The sequence below is a fragment of the Mucilaginibacter sp. 21P genome, assembly GCF_019331605.1.
GTDB classification, from domain to species: domain Bacteria; phylum Bacteroidota; class Bacteroidia; order Sphingobacteriales; family Sphingobacteriaceae; genus Mucilaginibacter; species Mucilaginibacter achroorhodeus.
Genome location: NZ_CP063061.1, coordinates 1,699,885 through 1,720,610, shown reverse-complemented (window position 1 = coordinate 1,720,610; position 20,726 = coordinate 1,699,885). Strand labels below are relative to the sequence as shown.

The following is a 20,726-nucleotide window of genomic DNA, read 5'->3' as shown; positions in this document are numbered from 1 at the left end:
TTATTGTCCTAAATCTTTTATCTTAAAGATTATTCCTCTACAACCCCCATGTTGCAGAACTTATCGATACGTTCGGTAACCAGTTCGTCGATATTTTTCTCGCCCAGGGTTTTAAGGTCTTTTAGCAATTGCTTTTTAAGGATGGCTGCCATAGCAACCGGATCCTGATGAGCACCGCCAAGTGGTTCTTTAATAACACCATCGATCAACTTGTTCTTCAACATCTCAGATGAGGTAAGCTTCAGCATCTCTGCAGCACGCTCTTTCTGCTCCCATGTCTTGAACAGGATAGTTGAACAGTTCTCCGGCGAAATAACCGAATACCATGAATTATCCAGCATCAAAACTTTGTCGCCAATACCAATACCCAATGCACCACCAGATGCACCTTCGCCTATGATAACGCAGATGATAGGTACTTTAAGTACTGCCATCTCCAACAGGTTACGGGCGATAGCCTCGCCTTGTCCGCGTTCTTCAGCTTCAAGGCCGGGGAAAGCTCCCGGGGTATCTATTAGTGTAATGATAGGCTTGTTAAACTTCTCAGCCATTTTCATCAGCCTTAAGGCTTTGCGATAACCCTCAGGGTTAGCCATACCAAAATTACGGTACTGGCGCTCTTTGGTGTTACGGCCCTTCTGGTGGCCAATGAACATAGCCGTTTGGCCGTTAATGGTACCAAAACCACCAATGATGGCCTTATCGTCACCTACTGTACGGTCGCCATGCAGTTCTATGAAATCATCGCACATCAGCTCCAGATACTGCAGCGTATAAGGGCGCTCAGGGTGGCGCGATATCTGCACTTTTTGCCAACCGGTAAGGTTATGATATATTTCTTTCTGTGCCTCTTGCAATTTAGCCTCTAATTCAGCTACAGTGGCAGACATATCAAGCTTGTTTTTTTCTTCAACCTGCCTAACCTTTTCAATCTGTCCCTCTATCTCGGCAAGAGGTTTCTCAAAGTCAAATGTGATCTTCATACAATTTTCCCGCCGCTAAATTAAAAAATTCAATCGGCATATTATTTAATTATGAATTTTTGAAACACTTACCGTGTTTAAACCGGCAATAAACTATAAGGTTTTAGCGAATGATCACTCCACCTTCATCACCCTAGTACGCTTGCTTATGCCATTTTCATTAAAGGCTTCTATTTGGAAATAATACGGCGTATCTTTCTCCATCCCGTTAAAGTAGTACTCGTTTGCGTTATACACCAGAATGTTATTGTACAACTTATCAGGCGCTATACCCATATAAATGGTGTAACCTACCGCTCCATCGGTTTGCTGCCAGCGCAACCACGAGTTACGGTTTTCGGCCTTGCCGCGCAAAACGATAAAGTTCTTCACCGTATCCGGCACCAATCCCGCACCCTTGCCAAACACCCTGAAGCCTGATAACGCAAACTTACCCGTAGGCATGTGAAGGTTGGTGATCTTAAGATATCGTGCTTTAACAGGAGTTTTTAACTCCACATAATCATGCGGAACATCGGTTTTGTTGTTGCTTTTGTCTACAATGGTTCGCCAGGTTTTGCCATCGTTTGAGGCCGTTATTTTATACTGGTGACAAACACCTAAAGATTTACCCATAAAGGTAGCATCCTGATCTGCATAATTGATCTGAATAGCGCGTACCGTGCTCACATCGCCCAGGTCGGTTTGTAGCCATTCGCCGGGGTTTGCTGTTTTTGCGCTCCAATAGGTTTTGATGTCCTCATCAACGGCCAGGTTAGGTACATAAGCACCCAGGGTTGATGATACCTGTACGGGTTTGTTGTAGTTTAGCAGCATCCAGCCGGTAAAGTTATCGTTCTTTACATGGTCTTCTTTTCCGTTTGGCAAGTAATGCGGATAGTCTCCATAAGATGTATTTGTGAATAGTGTACCATCTGGATCAAAACCAGCCGGCCAAAAACCGATACGGCGTTCAAAGTTATTTTTCACATCTATCACCATGGTTGAGATATGCCAGTAATTGCCAAATTTATCAGCCCAGGTTGCGCCGTGGCCAGCGCCTTTGGCAAAGCCCCCCGGTTTGTAGCTGAACGGATTGTGCTTTTGATAAGTGAACGGACCAAGCGGTTTATCCCCTACGTAAACGCCATCGCCGTAACCGCGGCCTTCAGTACCGGGGGCGGCATATTGCAGATAATATTTACCGTTATGCTTATTCATCCATCCGCCTTCCATAAACCCGGTGAGGAATACGTTATCATTATTTTCGCCAAAGCGTTCCCAGCCGTGCTGCTCCCAGTTAAGCTTTATCATTTCCTTTTTAGGGCCGATCGGGTCGAACGTTTTTCGGTCTATTTCCTGCCCATACATGGGTAAGGTATTGCTACTGCCATGGTAGATATATACTCTGCCGTCATCATCAGCAAATAACCCCGGGTCCCATGCCCCTACTTTGAAGTAATCTTTAGCAGCTTTCCAGGTATCAGTACGCGGGTCGGTGCTCATCCAAAGGGTAAAATCTTTGTTGTAGGTTGAGCCGATCACCAGCAAGGTATCACCCAAAACCAAAGTACCTGGTGCGCAGAGTTCATCACCCTTTACCTCGTTGTATGGTCGCACAAATTTGCGCGATACAAATTTCCAGTTCAGCATATCAGGGCTCCACCAGTAACCAAACTGGTTGGTGCTAAAGAGGTAATAGTTGCCCTTAAATAGCGTCATGGTTGGGTCGGCGGTTGCGCGGTGCTTACCCCAGGCTGCAAAATTGGCAAATGGGGTGTAACCGTAATCGAGATTAAGCGGATTACAATAGGTTAGCCGCCTGGTTTGAGCAGAAGCATACAATGCAGATAGAACGAACACGATTGCCAGGATACGGATTTTCATAATGGTGTGCAATTGGTGGTAGGCCAAATATCAGGTTTTATAACCAAAATCAAGATGCCATGGTGAGCTTGTAGAACTACTCGTTGCGCTGCAAGGTCTTCGGCAGGCTTGGATCGACAATTTACTCCATAAAAAACGCCGGAACTTTAACAGCCCGGCGTTTTCCTCGCATTCACATTTCAGGGATTACATCCCGAAAGCCTTTTTAAGTTGTGCTACAGCGTACTCTTCAGCGTCCTTCGCTTCAGGAACTACTGCTCCCATACCAAAGAACTCGTGCGTAACGCCGTCATATTTTTTGCTATCAACGGTTACGCCTGCGGCTTTTAATTTATCCACAATCATCATTCCATCGCTTTGCAACGGATCGATCTCTGCATTTATCACAGTAGTCGGTGGCAATCCTTTTAAGTTAGCCGTTACCAGGCTAATGCGCGGATCTTTTGCCTCGGCCATGCTATTCAAATAGTTTTTCACAAACCAACCCATCATAGCTTTATCAAGTGGTTTGGCATTGCCATACTTAATGTATGAAGTTGTATTCATATCTGATTGTGCAACCGGGTAAACCGCTAAAATAGCTGTTGGAACCATGGTCTTGCTATCGCGTGCTTTAATGGCAGTTGCTATAGCCAGGTTGCCGCCGGCGCTTTCGCCTGCAACTGCAATTTTCTTAGCATTGCCTTTAATTGATGCCGCGTTATTGACTACCCATTTGTAAGCTGCGTAGGCGTCGTTATGTGCAACAGGGAATTTATGCTCTGGTGCTAAACGGTAAGCAACAGACACCACAACTGCACCGGCTTTATCAGCCAATACATTTGCCGAAGCATCATAAACATCCAAATTAGCTATTACAAAACCGCCGCCGTGATAATATACAATTACGGGGTACGATGAAGCATTGGTTTTAGGTGTATAAACACGCAGGTGAATGGTACCGCCATCAACAGGGATGTCTTTACCCATAGTGTCTACGTTAAATACTGGTTTAGCAATACCGTGCTCTTTCATCACATCCATTACAGCATCGGTAGGTGTATGATTTTTGCGTGCTTCAACCGCCGGTAACTCAGGTATTGGTTTGTCGCCATAGCTGACTAACTTCTCAATTACTACCTGCATTTCAGGTCTCATGGTTGGCGCCCAGCTTGGTGCTGGTCCGGCCGGCTTTAAAGCTTTTGTTGTATCAGTTGCTGCCATTGTGGCTGTGTCGCCTTTGGCAGAGCTATCTGCTGCTTTCTTTGAGCCGTTACTTGTACAAGCTGCTACAGACATGCATACGCCTGCGGCCAGTAATAATAAATTAGTTTTCATGTTGTTTTCCATTGTGTTATACATATCCAACACAGACCCTACCGAAATAGTTGATTTATTTTACTAATAATTTAATTATAACAACTAAATAGAGTGAGAAACTCAATTATGGAGTAGAAAGCTTATCGCCGTCTGCTTTAAGCCTGGCTTCTTTTTTCCTGAGCTGATAATAAACCATACAAATAAAAACAAATCCTCCGCCAAGGCCGCTTACTAAACTTCCTAATATGGTACGAGTGGTAATCGGTTCGTTGTTTAGCCATGGCCAAAGCAACCCCATTATTACAAACATGAAGGTGATGTAAAACAAGCCGCTGAGAATTAGCCATTTTCTTTTAGACATATCAATTAGTTTTGGCTGTGCCAAGCCACATCAGGGCATCAATTATTAACCTGTCTTCCACGGGATTGCCGAACGTATGCGACAGGTCTTTATTGGTGTGCTGTTCGTAATCGATATCGTTATGGCCCATGTTGAAGTAGATCATCTTATAATTTTTGTTGGTCCACACCACCGGGTAATAGCCGCTATGCCATATCTCATTTGGTTTTGGCCCCGTCCCCAGCGGGAAACTCGCCGGATCTATTGAAGCTAATATGCGGATATTTGGATTTTGGGTAAGATCTTTTTCCCAGCGATACCACTCATTAGGTTGTGCCTTAAATTTGGCAGGCAGGTTTTTAGTTGCCGGATGTGTTCTGTCTTCAACCTTGAGTATAGCAGATGTTGGCCTCCAGGTGTTGCTGCCGTACTGGCCTGAGCCCAGGAACTCGTTGTGATACCAATCCCAATTGGCAGGTATAGCAGATTTATCTAATTCGAAGGCCGAAAAATGGAAACCCATCCAACCGCCTCCGTTTTTCATGTAACGCTCGAAAGCAGCACGCTGTGCAGCATCTTCAGGACGGGTATCAAGGAATATTACTACCTGGTACTGTTTTAAAAACTCATCATTAAGATTACCCCAGTTGGCTGTTGAATCGAAAGTGAAATTGTACTTTTTAGCCATCGCCGGGAACCATTTGGTAGCCTCATGCAGGAAACTGATATGTGCCTGATCTTCCTTTCCGGTGTAAAAGCCAATCACTTTGAACAAAGGCTTAGCAGTATTTTTTTGTGCGCTTACCGATTGCAGAAAACCAAGGCAGAAAAAGCCAAGTAATACAGTTTTTAGTTTGATGAGCATAAAGGCAGTTTTCAAATTGGTTTTGGAAAGCTAATGTAAGATATGTAGTACAAATACGTAAACTGTAACTGAATTATTAAGGTTTATAAATCGCGTCATTGCGAGGTACGAAGCAATCTCTATACAGGACAAGACGCCTGATAAGGTCTGGAGATTGCTTCGTACCTCGGAATGACGCGTGGAAATACAGGGTTAGACTTACTCTTGCAATACCAGTTGCGTATATAACTTCCCTATCACATCTTCCCCATCAACACAAAAGCCGGGGTGCACTTTTGAGGTTTGCACAACCGTGCTTCGGGTTGCTGTTAACCACCTGAAACGTGATGGTGCATCCAGTTCACCTATCGGACCAGCATCTTTGCCACCAGCAGCTATCCGCTGAAACGATTGCAGATTTTGTTCGATCATCTCAACATCGGCATCCTTTGACAGGGCCAGCAAACGCTCACGATCAAGATGGTATGTCATCTTCAAGAATTTTTGTTTGGCGCAGTAAACTACAACGCCTACGTTAATAAACTCCTCGCGCTCTACCCTTGGCACAACGCGTACAACGGCATACTCAAATAAGTGTCTGTCTTGCATTTTGTGCTTCCTTTACAAATATTTCTGAGTTTGCTATTCGGTTGTTTAAGAACTTGGAATAGATCTGCCGTTGGTCGTCCTCGGTTTCAAAAGAACGATCGGTAAACCAGGCATCGGGAATGATGGATGTAATGGCGTCGATCACTTCCTGCGTCAAAATTTCCCTGAAGGCTTTATCAACTTCATCCAGTTTACTTGCGCGTTTTATCAATACATGGTCTTTTATCTGCACAAATGGGCGCAGTGATTGCTCCTCCCAATTATCCATACTATGATGAAAGTACAGTGCAGCACCATGGTCTATCAGCCAAAGTTCTTTGTGCCATATCAGCATATTGGTATTGCGTGCGGTGCGGTCTACATTGGTTAGCAACGCATCCAGCCAAACTATTTGCGAGGCCAATAGTTCATCCACCACCGTAACCGTTGGATCAAAGGTTATAGCGCCAGATAAGTAATGCAAGGCCAGATTTAAGCCAACGCTAAATTTAAGCAGGTCCTGGATCTCCTCGTCTGCCTCGGTACGCCCGAACGCTTCGTCCAGGTTTACAAAAACCAGCTCCGGGATGCGGAAACCTAATTTACGGGCGATCTCCCCGCCTATCAATTCGGCTATAAGTGCTTTTGGCCCCTGTCCGGCCCCTCTAAACTTAAGCACATACAAAAAGTCATCATCCGCTTCAGCGATGGCGGGCAGCGAACCACCCTCCCGCAAAGGCGTTACGTAGCGGGTTACATTAACGGTTCGTAATTCTGGTGGTATTATGCCCATATTTTGTGATGACTAAGATATAAAATGTTTGGTTACTCACCCCTCTCCGCTCCTAAGCGGCAATATAAAGGGCCTTTACAACTTCAGTTTAATACCTCCATTAGCTACAAAACCATCAAGTGGCGCATAGATGTCTTTAAATACCGGGTTAGTTATACTGCCGGTGTAAATAGGCCCAAATTTGGTTTGCCGCGTATCGGTAAGATTTTCAAAATTTACAAAAACGGATAAACGTTTCCATATTTTTTCGACCATGAGTCCGGTGGTCCAATAGGCCCGCCCAGTTGTGCCATCATTAAGCCTTTGCGGACTAAAATAATAAGCCTCGGCACCTATTTTCCAACTATCTTCAATTTCGTAAAAAAGCACATTGTTTAACCGGTGTTTACTCACCAATGGGTAAACGCTAACAGTATTTAAAGTATGCTGGGTTACATCTGCGTAAGTGTAGCCGATATAGAGCTTAAAATTATGGTAACCAAATTTCAGATTGGTTTCTGTACCCTTGGTATTCAGGTCTCCCCGCGGTTGCTGATATTGCTGGTTGCCGTTGGGCAGTGATGCTAATAGAATAGGGTTATTTATGCGTGTGTAAAAAAACAACTGATTGACGCTAAAACTTACCTGCTCGTCAAATAAACCGGTCCGGTAATTAACGTCGAGATTTACCCCAAGCGAACGTTCAGCCTTTGCCAGGGATGCGTCTATAGGCAATACGTTCCTGAACTGTATGCGCTCTGCATCTTCGGTAAATACATTTGGTGCCTTGTAACCCAAACCTCCGCCTAAACGGGTAGATATCTTGTCTGATATTTTCCATAACGCAGAGATTCTCGGTAAAAACATAAAGCCATATTGATTGTGATGATCGCCTCGCAAACCCGTTTCTAAAATTACACGGGGGCTGATATCCCATGTATTTTGCACGAAACCGCCAATTATCTGATGATCGTAATTACGTAGCGGGAACGATGTCTCCCTATTTTCTTCAAACTTATCTGTGATATAGTTTAGCCCAAAGATCCATTCGGTTTTGGAATGATTGATAAGGTAATTGGCCTCGCTGTAAGTAGATAACTGCTTGCCGGAAAATATATAATCGGGCAATTGTATTTTACGGTTAAACAATCCCACACTGTTTTTCACCGTAAATTTGTGTGTGCTATCTATCTGCAGCGCGTACTTTGCAGTAGTTGCGTAACGTTCGGTATTATTTGCTTCGAAATATGAATGCTGCGTACTTCCATTACCTTCAATATAGTGCATATCACCGCCTATTCGCTTTTCAACGGTGGCATTAATGCCAAAATCCAATGTTGCTTTAGGCGTCAGGTAGAAATAAATTTTTGGATTTAGCGTATACCGGTTAAACTTAGGAATTGCCGAAAGATCTACCCCGGCAGGATCATAAGGGGAGCCGTGGTTGTAAGCTGCATAAACGGTAACACCTGTTTTGAAAAACTTTTGCCCGTAAAAGCCGCTTAGATCCAAACCTCCGGCTGATGTCCCATTCAATAGAAAGTTAAGTTGCCGTTTATCTGTTGGTGTTTTTGACACCAGGTTCACTAAGCCTGCTATAGCGCCGCCGCCATACAAGGTAGACGCCGATCCTTTAATCACCTCTACCTGCTTAAGATCCAATGGTGCAATTTGCAGCAGGCCCAAACCTCCGGCAAAACCGGAGTATAGGGGGAAACCATCGCGTATGATCTGGGTGTATTTACCATCCAAACCCTGTATGCGAATGCTGGAATTACCGCTGGTGGCAGATGTTTGCTGGGTTTGTATACCGGTACTTTCTGCCAGCAGCATTCTAATATCGCCAGGTTTCATGTTTCCTTTCTCGTCCAGTTCCTCTCCACTTATCACTTCAACCCTGGTGGGTATATTTGCAATGGTGCGGCTGCTGCGCGTGGCAGCTACGGTTACCTCTTCCAATTCATTATCTTCATCGTTTTGTTTAAGTAATACTGTAAAGGTTTTACTGATATCTAAAGGAAAAGTAAGTGTATCACGGCGGGTTATATATCCTACGTAACTATACTGAACAATTTGCAGTCCGTTTGATATGTTACTGAGATCGGCTTTGCCGGATGTATCAGCCATTGCACCTATTGTGGTCCCAACAATGGCGACTGCAGCGCCCGGCAAAGGCTTTTTAGTTTCTGCATCTTTAATAAAAACGGTATATGTGTTTTGAGAAAACGCGGCATAATGGCATAACGATGCTACAAGCAGCGCAAGTAATTTTTTCATGAAATTTGATGATTAAGTTAGTAAAGAATTGCCCGGTGCGGGCTCAATGTAAACTAACCTAATTGAGGAGGCTGCCAAATGGCAAGGGTTACTTCTTTAACTGCCGGCTGTTTATATGGCAGATAATCCTTTTTTAAATGTTGTTGCAAAGAAAAATATGGCATGAACATCCTTTTGCCAACAACAAACCCGGCACAATTACTACAGGAAAAAAATGGTGAACATCCGGGGCACTTATCCTTACCGGCCGAACGTTCTGTTTTGCTATCAGCTTTAAAATCACAGTCTTTATCTGCACAGCATGGCCGTACTGATAAAAACAAAACAATGACTGAAAACAAGATGCACAGAAATTTCACGGCTCAAACTTAATAGTTTTAACTCATTTAACAGTTTTATTCTCATCTGCTATTAAGCATAATTACTCAAAACAAACAAAATCATGTATTTAAGCTTTATCAGTAAATTCCTCATATGCCAAAATGGTTAAAAATATCGCTTAAGATTGTAGGGGGCGTGGTATTGCTGTTTGTGCTGATCATTGTTGGTGCTACTGTTTACATCTCGTTCAATAAAACCAAGGTGTTAAAAATGGTGAATGAGCAGCTAAGCAAAAGTGTTGACGGCACGCTGGTCATCGGCGATATGAAACCTAATTTCTTTCGAGGATTGCCTAATGTTTCCATCACGCTGCAAAATGTATTGGTACGCGATAAACAATTCGAAAAGCATAAGCATACGCTGCTTAATGCTAAAAGCTTTAACGTATCACTTAATACGCTATCGCTTTTTAAAGGCACCATTGATATTAACCATATCGCCATAAGCGATGCAGACATAGACCTTTTTACCGACAGCACAGGCTACAGTAATACAGCGGTATTTAAAAAAGACAATAAACAAGTAAAAGATAACAAGAGCGAAAGCAGCTCGGCTACGCAGCTGAAAAACTTCAGCTTTGATGATGTTAACTTCACCGTTGATAACCGTAAAGACAATAAGCTTTTCAATTTCAGCATTAATGATCTAAAAGGCAATATGGCCTACCCTGATAGCGGCTGGCGTGCCAATTTCCACCTGGATGTTTTGGCAAAAAGCATGGCCTTCAATATTAAAAAGGGCAGCTTCATCAAAAATAAAAAGCTTGATGGAAATTTCTCTGCCGGGTATAATGAGGATAAAGGGATCGTCAGTATTAAGGTAACACCTTTAAATATCGGCGGAGATCCGTTTATTGTAAATGCCGTATTCCGCACCAAAAAAGAGCCTACAACATTTACCATCAATCTTGTAGCCAACCAGCTCTTGTGGAAACACGCCTCAAACTTATTGGCAGCCAACATACAAACCTCGCTTAACATGTTTAACCTGGATAAGCCCATTGATGTTACAGCGGCAATAAACGGCAGCTTTGGTGGCGGTTCCGATCCTCTATTGTATGTAACAGCTAAGGTTAAAGATAACAAGCTTACCATCCCTGGAGGGATCATCGATAACTGTAACTTCAGCGGTGTATTTACTAATCAATATGCCAAAAACAAAGAAATTAGCGATGCTAACTCCGTAATTAAGCTAACCAAATTCACGGGGACTTACAATCACCTGCCATTCACTATCGATACCGGCAGTGTGCTTAATCTTGAAAAGCCGGTGGCCACCGGTAATTTCCGCTCTAATTTCCCTGCGGCAGACCTTAACTGGTTCCTGGAAGATAACGTGGCCAAGTTTAGCGGCGGCACGGCAGATATTAACCTGCGTTACCGTGCTGATGTGGTTGACTATAAAATCAATAAGCCCTTTGTAAACGGTTCCATCAATCTTAAAAATACCGATCTGTATTATTTGCCACGAGGGCTTAAGCTCACAAATACCTCGTTCTCGCTTAACTTTGTAAAAGATGATCTGATCTTAAAGAACATTCACCTGCAAAGCGGCAAAAGCGTGGTAAATATGGAAGGAAGGGTAAATAACTTTCTGAATCTGTATTATGACGCTCCCGAGAAAATACTGCTTACATGGCAAATACATAGCCCAGCCTTGTATCTGGGTGAGTTTATGGGTTTCCTTAGCGAGCGAAAAACTGCGCCTAAAACTAAAAGCCGGGGCAATAGCGGCAACTTTATCGATCAGTTGGGCAATGTACTGGAAAAAGGCAGGGCCGAAATGCATATGCAGATCAACAAAGTATACTACAAAAAATTTATGGCTACCGATGCTCACGCAGATCTGCTGACGACAGATAATGGCATACTGATACAAAACGTGGGTGTTAAACATGCCGGTGGAACACTAAAAATGAACGGCAGGGTGACCCAGGGCGATAAACTTAACCGCTTCGCCGTTAACACCGTGGTAAGCAATGTGAATATGCCTGAGTTTTTTAGAGCCTTTAATAATTTTGCACTCAAAGATTTCACCGCCGATAACTTGAAAGGATATTTATCGGCGAAAACAAATATCAGCGTCAGTGTTACCGATGCAGGCAACCTGGTGCCCCGCTCTTTAAATGGCAACTTGGATGTGAGCCTGCGCGATGCCGCTTTGCTAAACTTTCAACCTTTGCAGGGTGTAGGTAAGTTTGTATTCCCTTTTCGTGATCTGAAGAATATCCAGATACCAAAACTTGACGCGCACTTCATTGTGAACGGTGATATGATAACCATTAAACCTATGGAAGTAAGCTCAAGCGTACTGAATGTGGATGTAGAAGGTGTTTACGGTTTAACCCGCGGGACTAATATTGCGCTTGATATCCCATTACGTAACCCAAAAGACGACTTTAAAATAACCGACCCTGAAGAACGCCGTAAGAAACGCTTTAAAGGTATTGTAGTACACGTACGAGCTCATGAAGAAGACGGCAAAATAAAAATCGGCTGGAATAAGAATCATAAGTAAGCTTTTCTGCTTACAATATCTTTTTACAAACCGCTACTAACGTTTCGCCATCGTAGATGAGCAGGTTGCCGGTTTTATCTACCTTGTAAACTTCGGTTGGTGAGTTTACACCTACGTATTTATCTCCATCTTTTTTTATCTCAGATGCCGACGACGTGATAGGCGGAGCATCATTAAGGGTAAGGCTCTTACCTGTAAATGTTATCGCCTGGATATATACCTTATTGCCTTTGCTGATCACCTCGTAGGCAATGTCTTTACCGTCCTCAGTTTTAATGGCTTCATCGTGCCAGGCTCCTACCAGGTGGCCGGTATCTGCGTGCATGGTTACCACGGTATTTGATTTAGCCATGGCTGTGCTGTCGGCGGCAGGCTTTTTCTTTTCTTCGTTACTGCAAGCTGCAATAACGGTTACCGCTACAACGGATGCAAACAGTTTAAATATGCTTTCTTTTGATACCATCACCGCCAAAGATATAAAATAGCTTAAGGTTTATGCTCGATGTAACCATAGGTTTACTTTTATTATATTCGTTGTATGAAAAGTACCCTAAACCTTTTTAAACTATTAAGCATTGCCTTAGTATGTATTTTGCAGAGTTGCAGCCAGGAAATCGGCGTTTGGAAAAATGATAAGATAGCCGAAAGTGAACGTGAAGATCTGCATCAATTGAACGACGCAGTTTTTAAAACTGTCAGCGAAAACGACGACAAGAAATTTGGCAATTATCTTACAAATGAACTGCTAAAGGATAACTACAGCAACAAGTTGTTTTCCCAACTTTACGGCACCACCCGTAAAGATAGTTTTAAACTTGTCGATGATTTTTACGTGATCAATAAATATATTGATAGCGATACAATTAAAGTGGCAAATGGCATCAATTCATATAAATTGATTTACAATGGCGACCCGCAGGAGATGTACATAGCTACCTTTCTGCCCAAGAGCAGAACGCCTAATCAATACATGATAACGCTTATTTACGGCCATTATAACTATGGGTGGAAAATAAAAGATGTTGATGTTGCCCCTTATACCATCAATGGAAAAACAGCACCCGAGTTGTATCAGCAAGCTAAATTGGCATACCGTGCACAAAACCTTTTTGCCGCTGCAAATACGTTACAATTACTGCAAAGCTGCTCAAGGCCCAATAACGCCTGGCAATATGATAGTGAAGCAGAAATGTACAGTTTTGCAGGTGAAGTGATTAACAAAGTAAATGAAGGTTACAAATTCCCTTTGAAATTAACATCTGTAGACGGGGCTCCAACCATTATCCGCTTGTACCACACTACCTTTAATGATGGTACTTTCCCCAATATTTGCTATATCACTAAAAAGAATTTAAAAGACGTAGAAGCTGTTGAACGCGAAAATGCCGAGATCAGGAAAACGATAAACACACTTTTACCGGGTGTGGAAAAGAATAGCCCCTATATTGTTTACTCGGCTTATAACGAGATGCCTTCACAAAATGCCGTTCGCGAACATTACGATATGAAGGTGAAAGGGTTATAAAAAAGGGCAGGCAACTTATCGCTGCCTACCCGCTCACTTATCCATTAATCAAAATTATCCTGCGTTTGGAGTTGCTGCTTTAGCACCTCTTTTTACTTTCATTTTTTCTATCATCTTTGTTTTCAGGTCAGCATAGTTTTTTTGCTGTTCTGCAGTAAATACTGTTTTTAACTGAGCATCAGCATTAGTCAATATTGCTTTACGTGAGGCCCTTGCTGCTTTGTGGTCTGCAGGTTTGTTAGCTTTAAGGCTATCCATTTGTGTAGCGCTTTGCAACAAAATGGTATTCACTTTAGCAGACTGATCTGCACTTAGCGATAACTTTTTAGTTAATACACCTGTTAAACGCTGAGCTTTTTCGCCGGGTGTTTTAACGCCATGGTGCCTGCCGGCAAATTTGCCCTTCATCTCAGTTTTTAAATTAGCATAAGCATTTTGCTGATCTGGGGTCAAAACGCTTTTCAGATTGGCATCAGTATTGGCAAATATTGCTTTGCGGGCTGCAAAATTAGCCTTGCGGTCGCCTGTTTTATTGGCTTTAAGGCTATCCATTTGCGATGCCTGCTTGGCAAATATGGCGTTTACTTTAGCAGATTGATCTGCCGTAAGATTAAGCTTTTTAGATAATGCCGCAGCCCTGTGTTGTGCGCGCTGTTCTGGAGTCTTCACTACTTTAGTTTGTGCATTTGCCGCAACACCTATGCCGGCAACAAACGCTAACATTAAAAATATCTTTTTCATTTTATTTTCTGTTTTTTTGGTGGTATGACCTCTCAACTGCGGCAATGGTTTAAGTCGCAGTTTGTAACAATTGTCATTACATTAACATTTGTAAAAACAGCTCTTGCCAAAATAGACCGAACGGTCTACATTTGACTCAACAAATAAATCATCAGTGACAAAGGCAGAACGCACAAGGCAATTCATTATCGAGCAATCGGCCCCGGTATTTAATACCAAGGGGGTTGCCGGAACAGCCATGAGCGATGTAATGCAGGTCACCAAGATGGCTAAGGGCGGTTTGTACGGCCATTTTGAAAGTAAAGAAGAGCTATCATGCGCGGTTGTTGATTACTGCTTAAAAACAATGAGCGATAGTATTTCCTCAGGCTTAAACAGAAAGAAAACAGCAAAAGAAAAGCTGTTCTATTTTATAGATCACTTTGCCAGGGTTGATAAGCCTATTATAGAAGGCGGCTGCCCGATGCTTAACTTTGGTTCGGAGGCAGATGATACCAACCCCGCAATTAAAGAACGGGTAAACAAGGGTATTAAAGATTCGCAGGCATTGCTCAGTAGCATATTAGCCTGCGGGCAAGCTAACGATGAATTTAAAAGCGATTGGCAAATAGAGGATTTTGCTGTAAAGATGTTTGCCATGCTTGAGGGTGGGATGCTAATGGCCAAGGTTGCAGACGATAACATGGCAATGAAACAGATAAGTAAAATGCTCAAGGATGAGATAACTGCTCATACCATTTAATTTTTTTTGAAATAAAAAAGACCGAACGGTCTAAAAAAGATAAACATAAATAAAACTCCATACAACAATGAAAAATCAAAAAGTAGCACTTATAACAGGTGCAAACAGAGGCATAGGCTTTGAAACTGCAAAACAACTTGGCGAGAAGGGCGTAACCATTATCCTTACCGCCCGCAACCTTGATGTGGCAAACGAATCGGCCGAGAAATTAAAGCAACAAGGAATAGACGCTTACGGCGCCAAACTTGAAGTGACCAGTGCAGACGACAGAAAAGCTTTAGCCGCTTATATAGAAGATAAATTCGGCAAGCTGGATATCCTGGTAAACAATGCGGGTGTTGCTCCAAAACGTTCGTTGTTTGTAAAAACAACTGTAGAAACTACCGAAGAAGAATTTGAATACATTTTTCAAACTAACTTCTTCGCTCAGGTTTATTTAACCAATGCGTTGTTACCGCTGCTTAAAAAGAGTGATGCAGGCCGTATTGTAAACCTATCAAGCATTTTAGGATCTTTGACAATGCATTCTCAACCAAATAGCCCGATAGAAGCGATCAAGGTATTATCATACGATGCATCTAAGGCCGCTTTAAATATGTTCACCAACCACCTGGCCATTGAACTGGCAGATACCAACATCAAAGTAAACTCTGCACACCCGGGTTGGGTAAAAACCGAACTCGGTGGTACTGATGTAGCACCTATGGAAATTGTAGACGGTGCTAAAACAAGTGTGGAATTAGCCCTTATTGGCGAAGATGGCCCTAATGGTGGTTTTTACCATTTGGGCGAACAACTGCCATGGTAATTATATAAGATATGTTGATTGCTTTGCCCGGTGTAAGTTTCGCACCGGGCATTGTTTTTTCATCCGGTTGCTTCTGCAACCATGCTGTTAAGCGTGATCAGATTATGCACTGCCTCTCCGGCCGTGTTGTTAAAGTAACAGTAAACGCGTTTACCATCACTTAACCATTCGGCAATCAGTTGGGCATGTTCCTGTAGAAACGCCTCGCTGTAACTGCCACGGTAACCGCCGTTAGGCCCGTGGAATCGCAGGTAAACAAAATCAGCCGGCGAATCTATCATTGGTGTTATGGCCTTTGGCATATCCTGTATCACCATTGCGACTTTGTACTCATCAAGCAGTCGGTAAACATCTTCGCAATACCAACTCTTGTTACGGAATTCAACAGCTACATCCCATTCCGTGTCTCCAATATTGACCAGCAATTTCTGCAGTTGCCTTAAAGAGCCAATATCTGTTTTCCCCGGAAACTGGATCAGCAAGCTCCCTTTTTTATCACCGGCGGCATCCACTACCCGCAGAAACCGTGACAAAACATCCGGCTCAAACAACAACTCTTTGTTATGGGTAATGTCGCGCAGCAACTTGTAAGTAAACCTGAAATCAGCAGGGACTTCTTCCGTCCATTTCTTCACGGTTGATACCATTGGCAATTTGTAGAACGAGCTGTTGATCTCAAGGCTATTGAACAGAGAGCCAAAGTAAGTTAGGCGCGAGCTATCCTGAAACTCGGGAGGATAAGCCTGCTTGTTAGGCACGGGCAACACCAGTCCGCTGGTCCCTGAGTAAAAATTGGCTGGTAATTGGTAAACGCTATTTTGCATACTAAAGGTTAACATGCTTGCATTTACTATTGTTGCACCTATCTTAGTGCTAAATCAACAAAACCTCAATCTCATGAAATTTAAAAACCTGCTACCGCTGGCTGCCCTGGCATTAGCATCATGCACGCAAAAACCTGCTGACTCTGCTGATAAAGAAACAAAATCGGCGTCGCCAATGGTGGGCACCTGGAAACTTGTATCGGCCATTACAGTTACCAAGGGTGATACCGTTAAAGATTATCCGGTAGCCAACCAGGAAATGATCAAAATTTTAAATGATACTCATTTTGCCTTTATGCGACATGATCTCAGCAAAGGCAAGGGAAAAGACGCCACGTACACAGCGGGCGGCGGCACTTATAATTTAAAGGGCGACAAGTATACCGAACATTTAGCCTACCTGAATGCCCGCGACTGGGAGGGTAAGGATTTTGACTTTACGGTAAAATTTAAAGGTGATACGCTGATACAAAAAGGCATCGAAAAAATTGACAGCCTTAACATCAACCACGAAATAATTGAAACATACGTTAAGCAGAAATAACCTGCTTAACGTATGTTGTTCAAGACCAAAAACCTTGTGTCTTAATTTGAGATGATGGATAGCCCTGCTGTTTGAGCAATTTGCGCAATTGCCCTACCATGGTATTATTTCCGGTGAGGTAAAATATGGTATTCTCCAGGCTATACTTTTGCCTTAATACCCACTCCATTAAACTATGATGTCCGTAAATATCACGGCGCTCAACAGGCTCTATTGGCGTCCAAAAATATTCGTGGAACTGCTTGCGGTGCTCTTCATTACCCATAACAATACCACCGGAGAAACGGGTATGCGGTAATACCATCTTTTGTAACGCCAGCAAATGGCCAACGCTGCTTTCGTCGCCAAGGGCAATAACCGCTGAGGTTTGATCTGGTTGGTGCTGTGTGTATCCTATCTGTTTAAAATAATTTACCGTATCGTTAGCCTTTAACCCCCGGGCCCACTTTGCGCCGGGGCCATTGTGCAGTGCATCAACAAAAATGGTGCAGGTACTTGTTTCTGCATCCCACCCGGATGGCGTGTAATCGCGATAGGTCAGCGAATCAACCTTAAATTTGATGTATGGTACCTGCTCCCAATTTTCCATATCGGTAAATGGAAGATGTAGGTCTATCTCTATCATGGTTGAAGGTGACCATGGCCTTACCTCCAGCACCCGGCCAGTTTGTAATATGCGTGGCTCGAGCAGACTGCCCGCCTTCTGCTTAAATTTTTGAAAAGTAGATGTTTCCATAACGTGGGTGTTTTGCTTTGATACAAAGAAACGTGTAAAAGCAGCCGTCATCAATGGCAAACCCGCGGTAATGATTGGATTATTTACGGTAAGAAGCCCTGAAAGATAATGGTGTGATGTTTTCTGATTTTTTAAAGATACGAGAGAAATAGGTATGATCATCATAGCCCAATTGATGGGCTATTTCCTTAACGTTTAATTCGCTGTAGTATAATAAACGCTTAGCTTCCAGTACAACCTCATTCAAGATCCAGTAACTAACAGACATGCCGGTAACCTTCTTTAACGATTCGTTAAGGTAACTTTCAGATACGCGAAGCATGTCGGCATATGCAGACGGGCTTTTTATTGTATGGATATTATCTATCAATACACGCTTAAACTGTTGCACAATTTCCATGGGCCGCGTTGACTGCACAATTGGGTTAGCAGCACAGCTATAACAACCGGCAACCATTCCTATAAATGCCTGCAGCAAAGAATGCGTCACCGAAACATTAAAAGGTACACTGTCCTTTTCCTGAAAACGCTGCAGCAATACTTCAAGCAAGCTACGGCACTGTTGCATCTGATCATTGTTGAGTGCATGAGGCTGCTGCAAAGCAAGGCTGCCCTCAAAAACTTTCCGGTAATCTGGCGGCACAAGCATGGTATCTACCGCTATGAACCATCCACAAGCCTCGTTGTAGCCTAAACTCTGATGTACCTGGCCGGGCAAAACATAATACAGCGTTTGTTGATGAAACACTACTTCAGTAAAATCGATCATCAGTGATGCCGAACCTTCCTCGATCAGAAAAAATATATAATGATCATCCCGGTGAGCTCCCAGCGGCGCCTGGTCGTCGTCGTCCATATCACCAGCATAATAACGCCACATCTCCAGGCCGGTAGTAGCCCGCTCTTTCAGTTGATGTAGTGGGATGTCTTTCATGGATGAAATATTGACAAAGGTTCCTGCCGGTTATCCCAAAAGAAAAGCAAATGGATCTCTGTTTCAGTCACGCGATAAAACAAAGAGCATTGTTTTGTTATCATGCCTACTCTAACATTTGGTCCTAAATCAGAGGCCTTAAACATTAAAGGATATTCAGCCAACAGCTTTATAGTTTTGTCTGCTTTATCAGCAAACAGTTTCGCTGATTTCTCACCGAATTGATTTTTAATAAAGTCATACGTTGAGAGTAATGTCTGTTTCGCAGTATCAGTATATAGGATTTGCAAAATCAAGACCGAGTCAGGATATCTTGTACTGAAGTAAAAGCAGTTAATTTACCCTCATTAGCTTGTCTTAAAGATTGCTTTACACCCTCAACCACCTGAGCCGGATACGTTTTTTCCGTTTGCTCGAAGGTTATTTTCATAGCCTTCATCACCGCTTTAACAGCGGCTAACTGTTCTTTATTTTCAGGATAAACAATCAAAGCGTCCATAAACAAATATAACAATTATTGATGATGACTAATTAGTTCAAACTTAAACTTGCCACTTTTAAAATCACGTTTAAACACGAAACCCCGCCCTAAAAGGCGGGGTTTCGTGTTAATATAATCATAACCCATATTTAAAACCCGCTATCATCCAAAGCGAAAGTATTTTTGCGCTCTTTCCATTTGCCTTTGGTAAAATCAGGGAATTGTTGTGGTGCGTTGCCTTCTTTTAATGATTTTTCTGAAAGCGGTGTTATCACGCTCATGGTTAATGAATCATAAACATCAATTGGGGTTTGCTTGCGCTCTTTTACAGCCATTACAAAAGCGTTAAACACAAACCAGTCCATACCACCGTGGCCTGCACCTTCTGCCAGGTGCTCGTTCTTTTTCCAAAGCGGGTGGTCATATTTTTCAAGCCATGCATCAGCTTTGTCCCATACATCATCCTTGGCCGATTTCCCTTCAATATAGATCGAGTTAGCCACATCCATCCAGACACCCTCAGTGCCTTGCACGCGGAAACCCAATGAGTAAGGGCGAGGCAAATGCACGTCATGGCTTAAGGTAACGGTTTCACCATTAGCACAATTGATCATGGTGGTGGTAACATCGCCATTTTTGAATTTGATCTTGGCATTTTTATTTCCCGGCGATACCTTCTCGATATAATGATTCAACCCAACCGACTTGCTTGAGAATGATACCAGGTTAGTAAAACGGTTACCTGCATTGATATCCAGGTAGTGCATTACAGGGCCGGCACCGTGGGTAGGATATATATCGCCATCACGGTCAATGTTCCACTGCGTACGCCATGCCGATTCGCCCATCGTGCCCGGGCCAAACTCGCCGCCCTTGCCGTAAAAGCTTTTACCATCGTTAAAGAGGATACCGCGCAGATCGTGCTGGTAACCGCCCTCGCAGTGCACCAATTCGCCGAACAGGTTCTGGCGTACCATGTTTAAAACAGCCATCACATCACGGCGGTAACAAACGTTCTCCAGCGTCATGTAAGGCATTTTGGTTTCTTCGTGTACTTTCAGGATATCCCAGTGGTCTTCAACCGAAATACCGGCAATAACCTCGCAACCTACGTATTTGCCCGCGCGCATGGCATCAATAGCCTGGCTTTTATGGAACTGCCACGGTGTGGCGATAATTACAGCATCAACATCCTTACGGGCCAGCAGTTTTTTATAAGCATCTAACCCGCCGGTATATTCAGTTGGGAGTTTCTTTTTTGCCGTAACAAATTGCTCGCGGCAGTATTTTAGCGAACTTTCCTGTATATCGCAAATGGCTACTATCTCTACGTCATCGCGCAGCAAACCCTCGCTAATGTGGTTTCTGCCGCGCAAACCTACCCCAATATAACCCAACCTTACCTTATCTGCATTTTTTGCAAATAACAACCCCGAGGGCAAAATGGTTAATCCTGCAATTCCTACAGCGGTGTTCTTAACAAATTCTCTGCGGTCCATAATTTTTAAATTTATTGATTCTTGA

Annotated in this window: 22 protein-coding genes; 6 read left to right on the top strand and 16 right to left on the bottom strand. The window is 43.1% G+C overall.

Annotated features, from left to right (window positions below; all coding sequences use genetic code 11):
* Positions 1 to 29: 29 nt before the first annotated feature.
* From INP83_RS07830 to INP83_RS07795, 8 genes are all read right to left on the bottom strand, one after another.
* Complete coding sequence (locus INP83_RS07830; RefSeq protein ID WP_219126980.1) at positions 30 to 983, bottom strand: acetyl-CoA carboxylase carboxyltransferase subunit alpha; 954 nt, start codon at positions 981 to 983, stop codon at positions 30 to 32.
* Between the two features lie 114 nt (positions 984 to 1,097).
* The gene (locus INP83_RS07825; protein ID WP_219126979.1) at positions 1,098 to 2,849 is read right to left on the bottom strand and encodes a family 43 glycosylhydrolase; all 1,752 of its coding nucleotides are present in this window, start codon (positions 2,847 to 2,849) and stop codon (positions 1,098 to 1,100) included.
* A 186-nt stretch (positions 2,850 to 3,035) separates the two neighbouring features.
* Positions 3,036 to 4,166 carry an alpha/beta hydrolase gene (locus INP83_RS07820; RefSeq protein ID WP_219126978.1) on the bottom strand — a complete coding sequence of 377 codons (1,131 nt, stop codon included), beginning with the start codon at positions 4,164 to 4,166 and terminating at the stop codon, positions 3,036 to 3,038.
* Positions 4,167 to 4,272: 106 nt separating this feature from the next.
* Entirely contained in the window at positions 4,273 to 4,509 is a 237-nt protein-coding gene (locus INP83_RS07815) for a hypothetical protein (protein WP_219126977.1), read from the bottom strand.
* A 1-nt stretch (position 4,510) separates the two neighbouring features.
* The gene (locus tag INP83_RS07810) at positions 4,511 to 5,353 is read right to left on the bottom strand and encodes a ThuA domain-containing protein (protein ID WP_219126976.1); all 843 of its coding nucleotides are present in this window, start codon (positions 5,351 to 5,353) and stop codon (positions 4,511 to 4,513) included.
* Between the two features lie 198 nt (positions 5,354 to 5,551).
* On the bottom strand, positions 5,552 to 5,941 hold the full coding sequence (locus INP83_RS07805) for a DUF3037 domain-containing protein (protein ID WP_219126975.1): 390 nt from the start codon (positions 5,939 to 5,941) through the stop codon (positions 5,552 to 5,554).
* Positions 5,919 to 6,713, bottom strand: coding sequence for a HipA family kinase (locus INP83_RS07800; RefSeq protein WP_219126974.1), 795 nt, complete (start codon positions 6,711 to 6,713; stop codon positions 5,919 to 5,921). Before INP83_RS07800 ends, INP83_RS07805 begins: the two co-directional genes overlap by 23 nt.
* A 75-nt stretch (positions 6,714 to 6,788) precedes the next feature.
* Positions 6,789 to 8,969, bottom strand: a complete 2,181-nt coding sequence (locus tag INP83_RS07795) for a TonB-dependent receptor (RefSeq protein ID WP_219126973.1) — start codon at positions 8,967 to 8,969, stop codon at positions 6,789 to 6,791.
* 162 nt (positions 8,970 to 9,131) lie between these two features.
* Here INP83_RS07795 and INP83_RS07790 point away from each other — a divergent pair, with 162 nt between their 5' ends.
* Together INP83_RS07790 and INP83_RS07785 are read left to right on the top strand one after the other, a co-directional pair.
* Positions 9,132 to 9,341: a hypothetical protein gene (locus INP83_RS07790; RefSeq protein ID WP_146268861.1), complete on the top strand. Its 210-nt coding sequence runs from the start codon at positions 9,132 to 9,134 to the stop codon at positions 9,339 to 9,341.
* 102 nt (positions 9,342 to 9,443) lie between these two features.
* Entirely contained in the window at positions 9,444 to 11,867 is a 2,424-nt protein-coding gene (locus INP83_RS07785; RefSeq protein WP_219126972.1) for an AsmA-like C-terminal region-containing protein, read from the top strand.
* Positions 11,868 to 11,877: 10 nt separating this feature from the next.
* Here INP83_RS07785 and INP83_RS07780 read toward each other — a convergent pair whose 3' ends face one another.
* Entirely contained in the window at positions 11,878 to 12,330 is a 453-nt protein-coding gene (locus INP83_RS07780) for a hypothetical protein (RefSeq protein ID WP_219126971.1), read from the bottom strand.
* Positions 12,331 to 12,405: 75 nt separating this feature from the next.
* On the opposite strand from INP83_RS07780, the gene INP83_RS07775 reads away from it, so the two are divergent.
* Positions 12,406 to 13,392 (top strand): hypothetical protein, encoded by a 987-nt coding sequence (locus INP83_RS07775; protein ID WP_219126970.1) that lies wholly within the window; start codon positions 12,406 to 12,408, stop codon positions 13,390 to 13,392.
* A gap of 54 nt (positions 13,393 to 13,446) precedes the next feature.
* On the opposite strand, the gene INP83_RS07770 is transcribed toward INP83_RS07775, so the two are convergent.
* Complete coding sequence (locus tag INP83_RS07770; protein WP_219126969.1) at positions 13,447 to 14,133, bottom strand: hypothetical protein; 687 nt, start codon at positions 14,131 to 14,133, stop codon at positions 13,447 to 13,449.
* A gap of 154 nt (positions 14,134 to 14,287) precedes the next feature.
* Between INP83_RS07770 and INP83_RS07765 the strand changes: the two genes are divergently transcribed.
* The gene (locus INP83_RS07765) at positions 14,288 to 14,875 is read left to right on the top strand and encodes a TetR/AcrR family transcriptional regulator (RefSeq protein WP_219126968.1); all 588 of its coding nucleotides are present in this window, start codon (positions 14,288 to 14,290) and stop codon (positions 14,873 to 14,875) included.
* A 67-nt stretch (positions 14,876 to 14,942) separates the two neighbouring features.
* Positions 14,943 to 15,683: an SDR family oxidoreductase gene (locus tag INP83_RS07760; RefSeq protein WP_219126967.1), complete on the top strand. Its 741-nt coding sequence runs from the start codon at positions 14,943 to 14,945 to the stop codon at positions 15,681 to 15,683.
* 59 nt (positions 15,684 to 15,742) lie between these two features.
* Here INP83_RS07760 and INP83_RS07755 read toward each other — a convergent pair whose 3' ends face one another.
* Positions 15,743 to 16,507, bottom strand: coding sequence for a DUF72 domain-containing protein (locus tag INP83_RS07755; protein ID WP_219126966.1), 765 nt, complete (start codon positions 16,505 to 16,507; stop codon positions 15,743 to 15,745).
* 73 nt (positions 16,508 to 16,580) lie between these two features.
* Here INP83_RS07755 and INP83_RS07750 point away from each other — a divergent pair, with 73 nt between their 5' ends.
* Positions 16,581 to 17,051, top strand: coding sequence for a hypothetical protein (locus tag INP83_RS07750; RefSeq protein WP_219126965.1), 471 nt, complete (start codon positions 16,581 to 16,583; stop codon positions 17,049 to 17,051).
* A 19-nt stretch (positions 17,052 to 17,070) separates the two neighbouring features.
* On the opposite strand, the gene INP83_RS07745 is transcribed toward INP83_RS07750, so the two are convergent.
* The 5 genes from INP83_RS07745 to INP83_RS07725 form a co-directional block, all read right to left on the bottom strand.
* On the bottom strand, positions 17,071 to 17,787 hold the full coding sequence (locus INP83_RS07745) for a hypothetical protein (protein ID WP_219126964.1): 717 nt from the start codon (positions 17,785 to 17,787) through the stop codon (positions 17,071 to 17,073).
* Between the two features lie 79 nt (positions 17,788 to 17,866).
* Positions 17,867 to 18,721: an AraC family transcriptional regulator gene (locus INP83_RS07740; protein ID WP_219126963.1), complete on the bottom strand. Its 855-nt coding sequence runs from the start codon at positions 18,719 to 18,721 to the stop codon at positions 17,867 to 17,869.
* A complete protein-coding gene (locus INP83_RS21335) occupies positions 18,718 to 19,011 on the bottom strand; it encodes a type II toxin-antitoxin system RelE/ParE family toxin (RefSeq protein ID WP_370630612.1) in 294 nt (97 codons plus the stop codon). Before INP83_RS21335 ends, INP83_RS07740 begins: the two co-directional genes overlap by 4 nt.
* A gap of 2 nt (positions 19,012 to 19,013) precedes the next feature.
* On the bottom strand, positions 19,014 to 19,220 hold the full coding sequence (locus INP83_RS07730; RefSeq protein ID WP_219126961.1) for a DUF2683 family protein: 207 nt from the start codon (positions 19,218 to 19,220) through the stop codon (positions 19,014 to 19,016).
* Positions 19,221 to 19,351: 131 nt separating this feature from the next.
* On the bottom strand, positions 19,352 to 20,701 hold the full coding sequence (locus tag INP83_RS07725) for a Gfo/Idh/MocA family protein (RefSeq protein WP_219126960.1): 1,350 nt from the start codon (positions 20,699 to 20,701) through the stop codon (positions 19,352 to 19,354).
* Positions 20,702 to 20,726: the final 25 nt, after the last annotated feature.

Bases quoted from the DNA above. Each gene is read 5' to 3' on its own strand.
- INP83_RS07830 (WP_219126980.1), bottom strand. From the start codon at position 983: ATGAAGATCACATTTGACTTTGAGAAACCTCTTGCCGAGATAGAGGGA.
- INP83_RS07825 (WP_219126979.1), bottom strand. From the start codon at position 2,849: ATGAAAATCCGTATCCTGGCAATCGTGTTCGTTCTATCTGCATTGTAT.
- INP83_RS07820 (WP_219126978.1), bottom strand. From the start codon at position 4,166: ATGAAAACTAATTTATTATTACTGGCCGCAGGCGTATGCATGTCTGTA.
- INP83_RS07815 (WP_219126977.1), bottom strand. From the start codon at position 4,509: ATGTCTAAAAGAAAATGGCTAATTCTCAGCGGCTTGTTTTACATCACC.
- INP83_RS07810 (WP_219126976.1), bottom strand. From the start codon at position 5,353: ATGCTCATCAAACTAAAAACTGTATTACTTGGCTTTTTCTGCCTTGGT.
- INP83_RS07805 (WP_219126975.1), bottom strand. From the start codon at position 5,941: ATGCAAGACAGACACTTATTTGAGTATGCCGTTGTACGCGTTGTGCCA.
- INP83_RS07800 (WP_219126974.1), bottom strand. From the start codon at position 6,713: ATGGGCATAATACCACCAGAATTACGAACCGTTAATGTAACCCGCTAC.
- INP83_RS07795 (WP_219126973.1), bottom strand. From the start codon at position 8,969: ATGAAAAAATTACTTGCGCTGCTTGTAGCATCGTTATGCCATTATGCC.
- INP83_RS07790 (WP_146268861.1), top strand. From the start codon at position 9,132: ATGAACATCCTTTTGCCAACAACAAACCCGGCACAATTACTACAGGAA.
- INP83_RS07785 (WP_219126972.1), top strand. From the start codon at position 9,444: ATGCCAAAATGGTTAAAAATATCGCTTAAGATTGTAGGGGGCGTGGTA.
- INP83_RS07780 (WP_219126971.1), bottom strand. From the start codon at position 12,330: ATGGTATCAAAAGAAAGCATATTTAAACTGTTTGCATCCGTTGTAGCG.
- INP83_RS07775 (WP_219126970.1), top strand. From the start codon at position 12,406: ATGAAAAGTACCCTAAACCTTTTTAAACTATTAAGCATTGCCTTAGTA.
- INP83_RS07770 (WP_219126969.1), bottom strand. From the start codon at position 14,133: ATGAAAAAGATATTTTTAATGTTAGCGTTTGTTGCCGGCATAGGTGTT.
- INP83_RS07760 (WP_219126967.1), top strand. From the start codon at position 14,943: ATGAAAAATCAAAAAGTAGCACTTATAACAGGTGCAAACAGAGGCATA.
- INP83_RS07755 (WP_219126966.1), bottom strand. From the start codon at position 16,507: ATGCAAAATAGCGTTTACCAATTACCAGCCAATTTTTACTCAGGGACC.
- INP83_RS07750 (WP_219126965.1), top strand. From the start codon at position 16,581: ATGAAATTTAAAAACCTGCTACCGCTGGCTGCCCTGGCATTAGCATCA.
- INP83_RS07745 (WP_219126964.1), bottom strand. From the start codon at position 17,787: ATGGAAACATCTACTTTTCAAAAATTTAAGCAGAAGGCGGGCAGTCTG.
- INP83_RS07740 (WP_219126963.1), bottom strand. From the start codon at position 18,721: ATGAAAGACATCCCACTACATCAACTGAAAGAGCGGGCTACTACCGGC.
- INP83_RS07730 (WP_219126961.1), bottom strand. From the start codon at position 19,220: ATGGACGCTTTGATTGTTTATCCTGAAAATAAAGAACAGTTAGCCGCT.
- INP83_RS07725 (WP_219126960.1), bottom strand. From the start codon at position 20,701: ATGGACCGCAGAGAATTTGTTAAGAACACCGCTGTAGGAATTGCAGGA.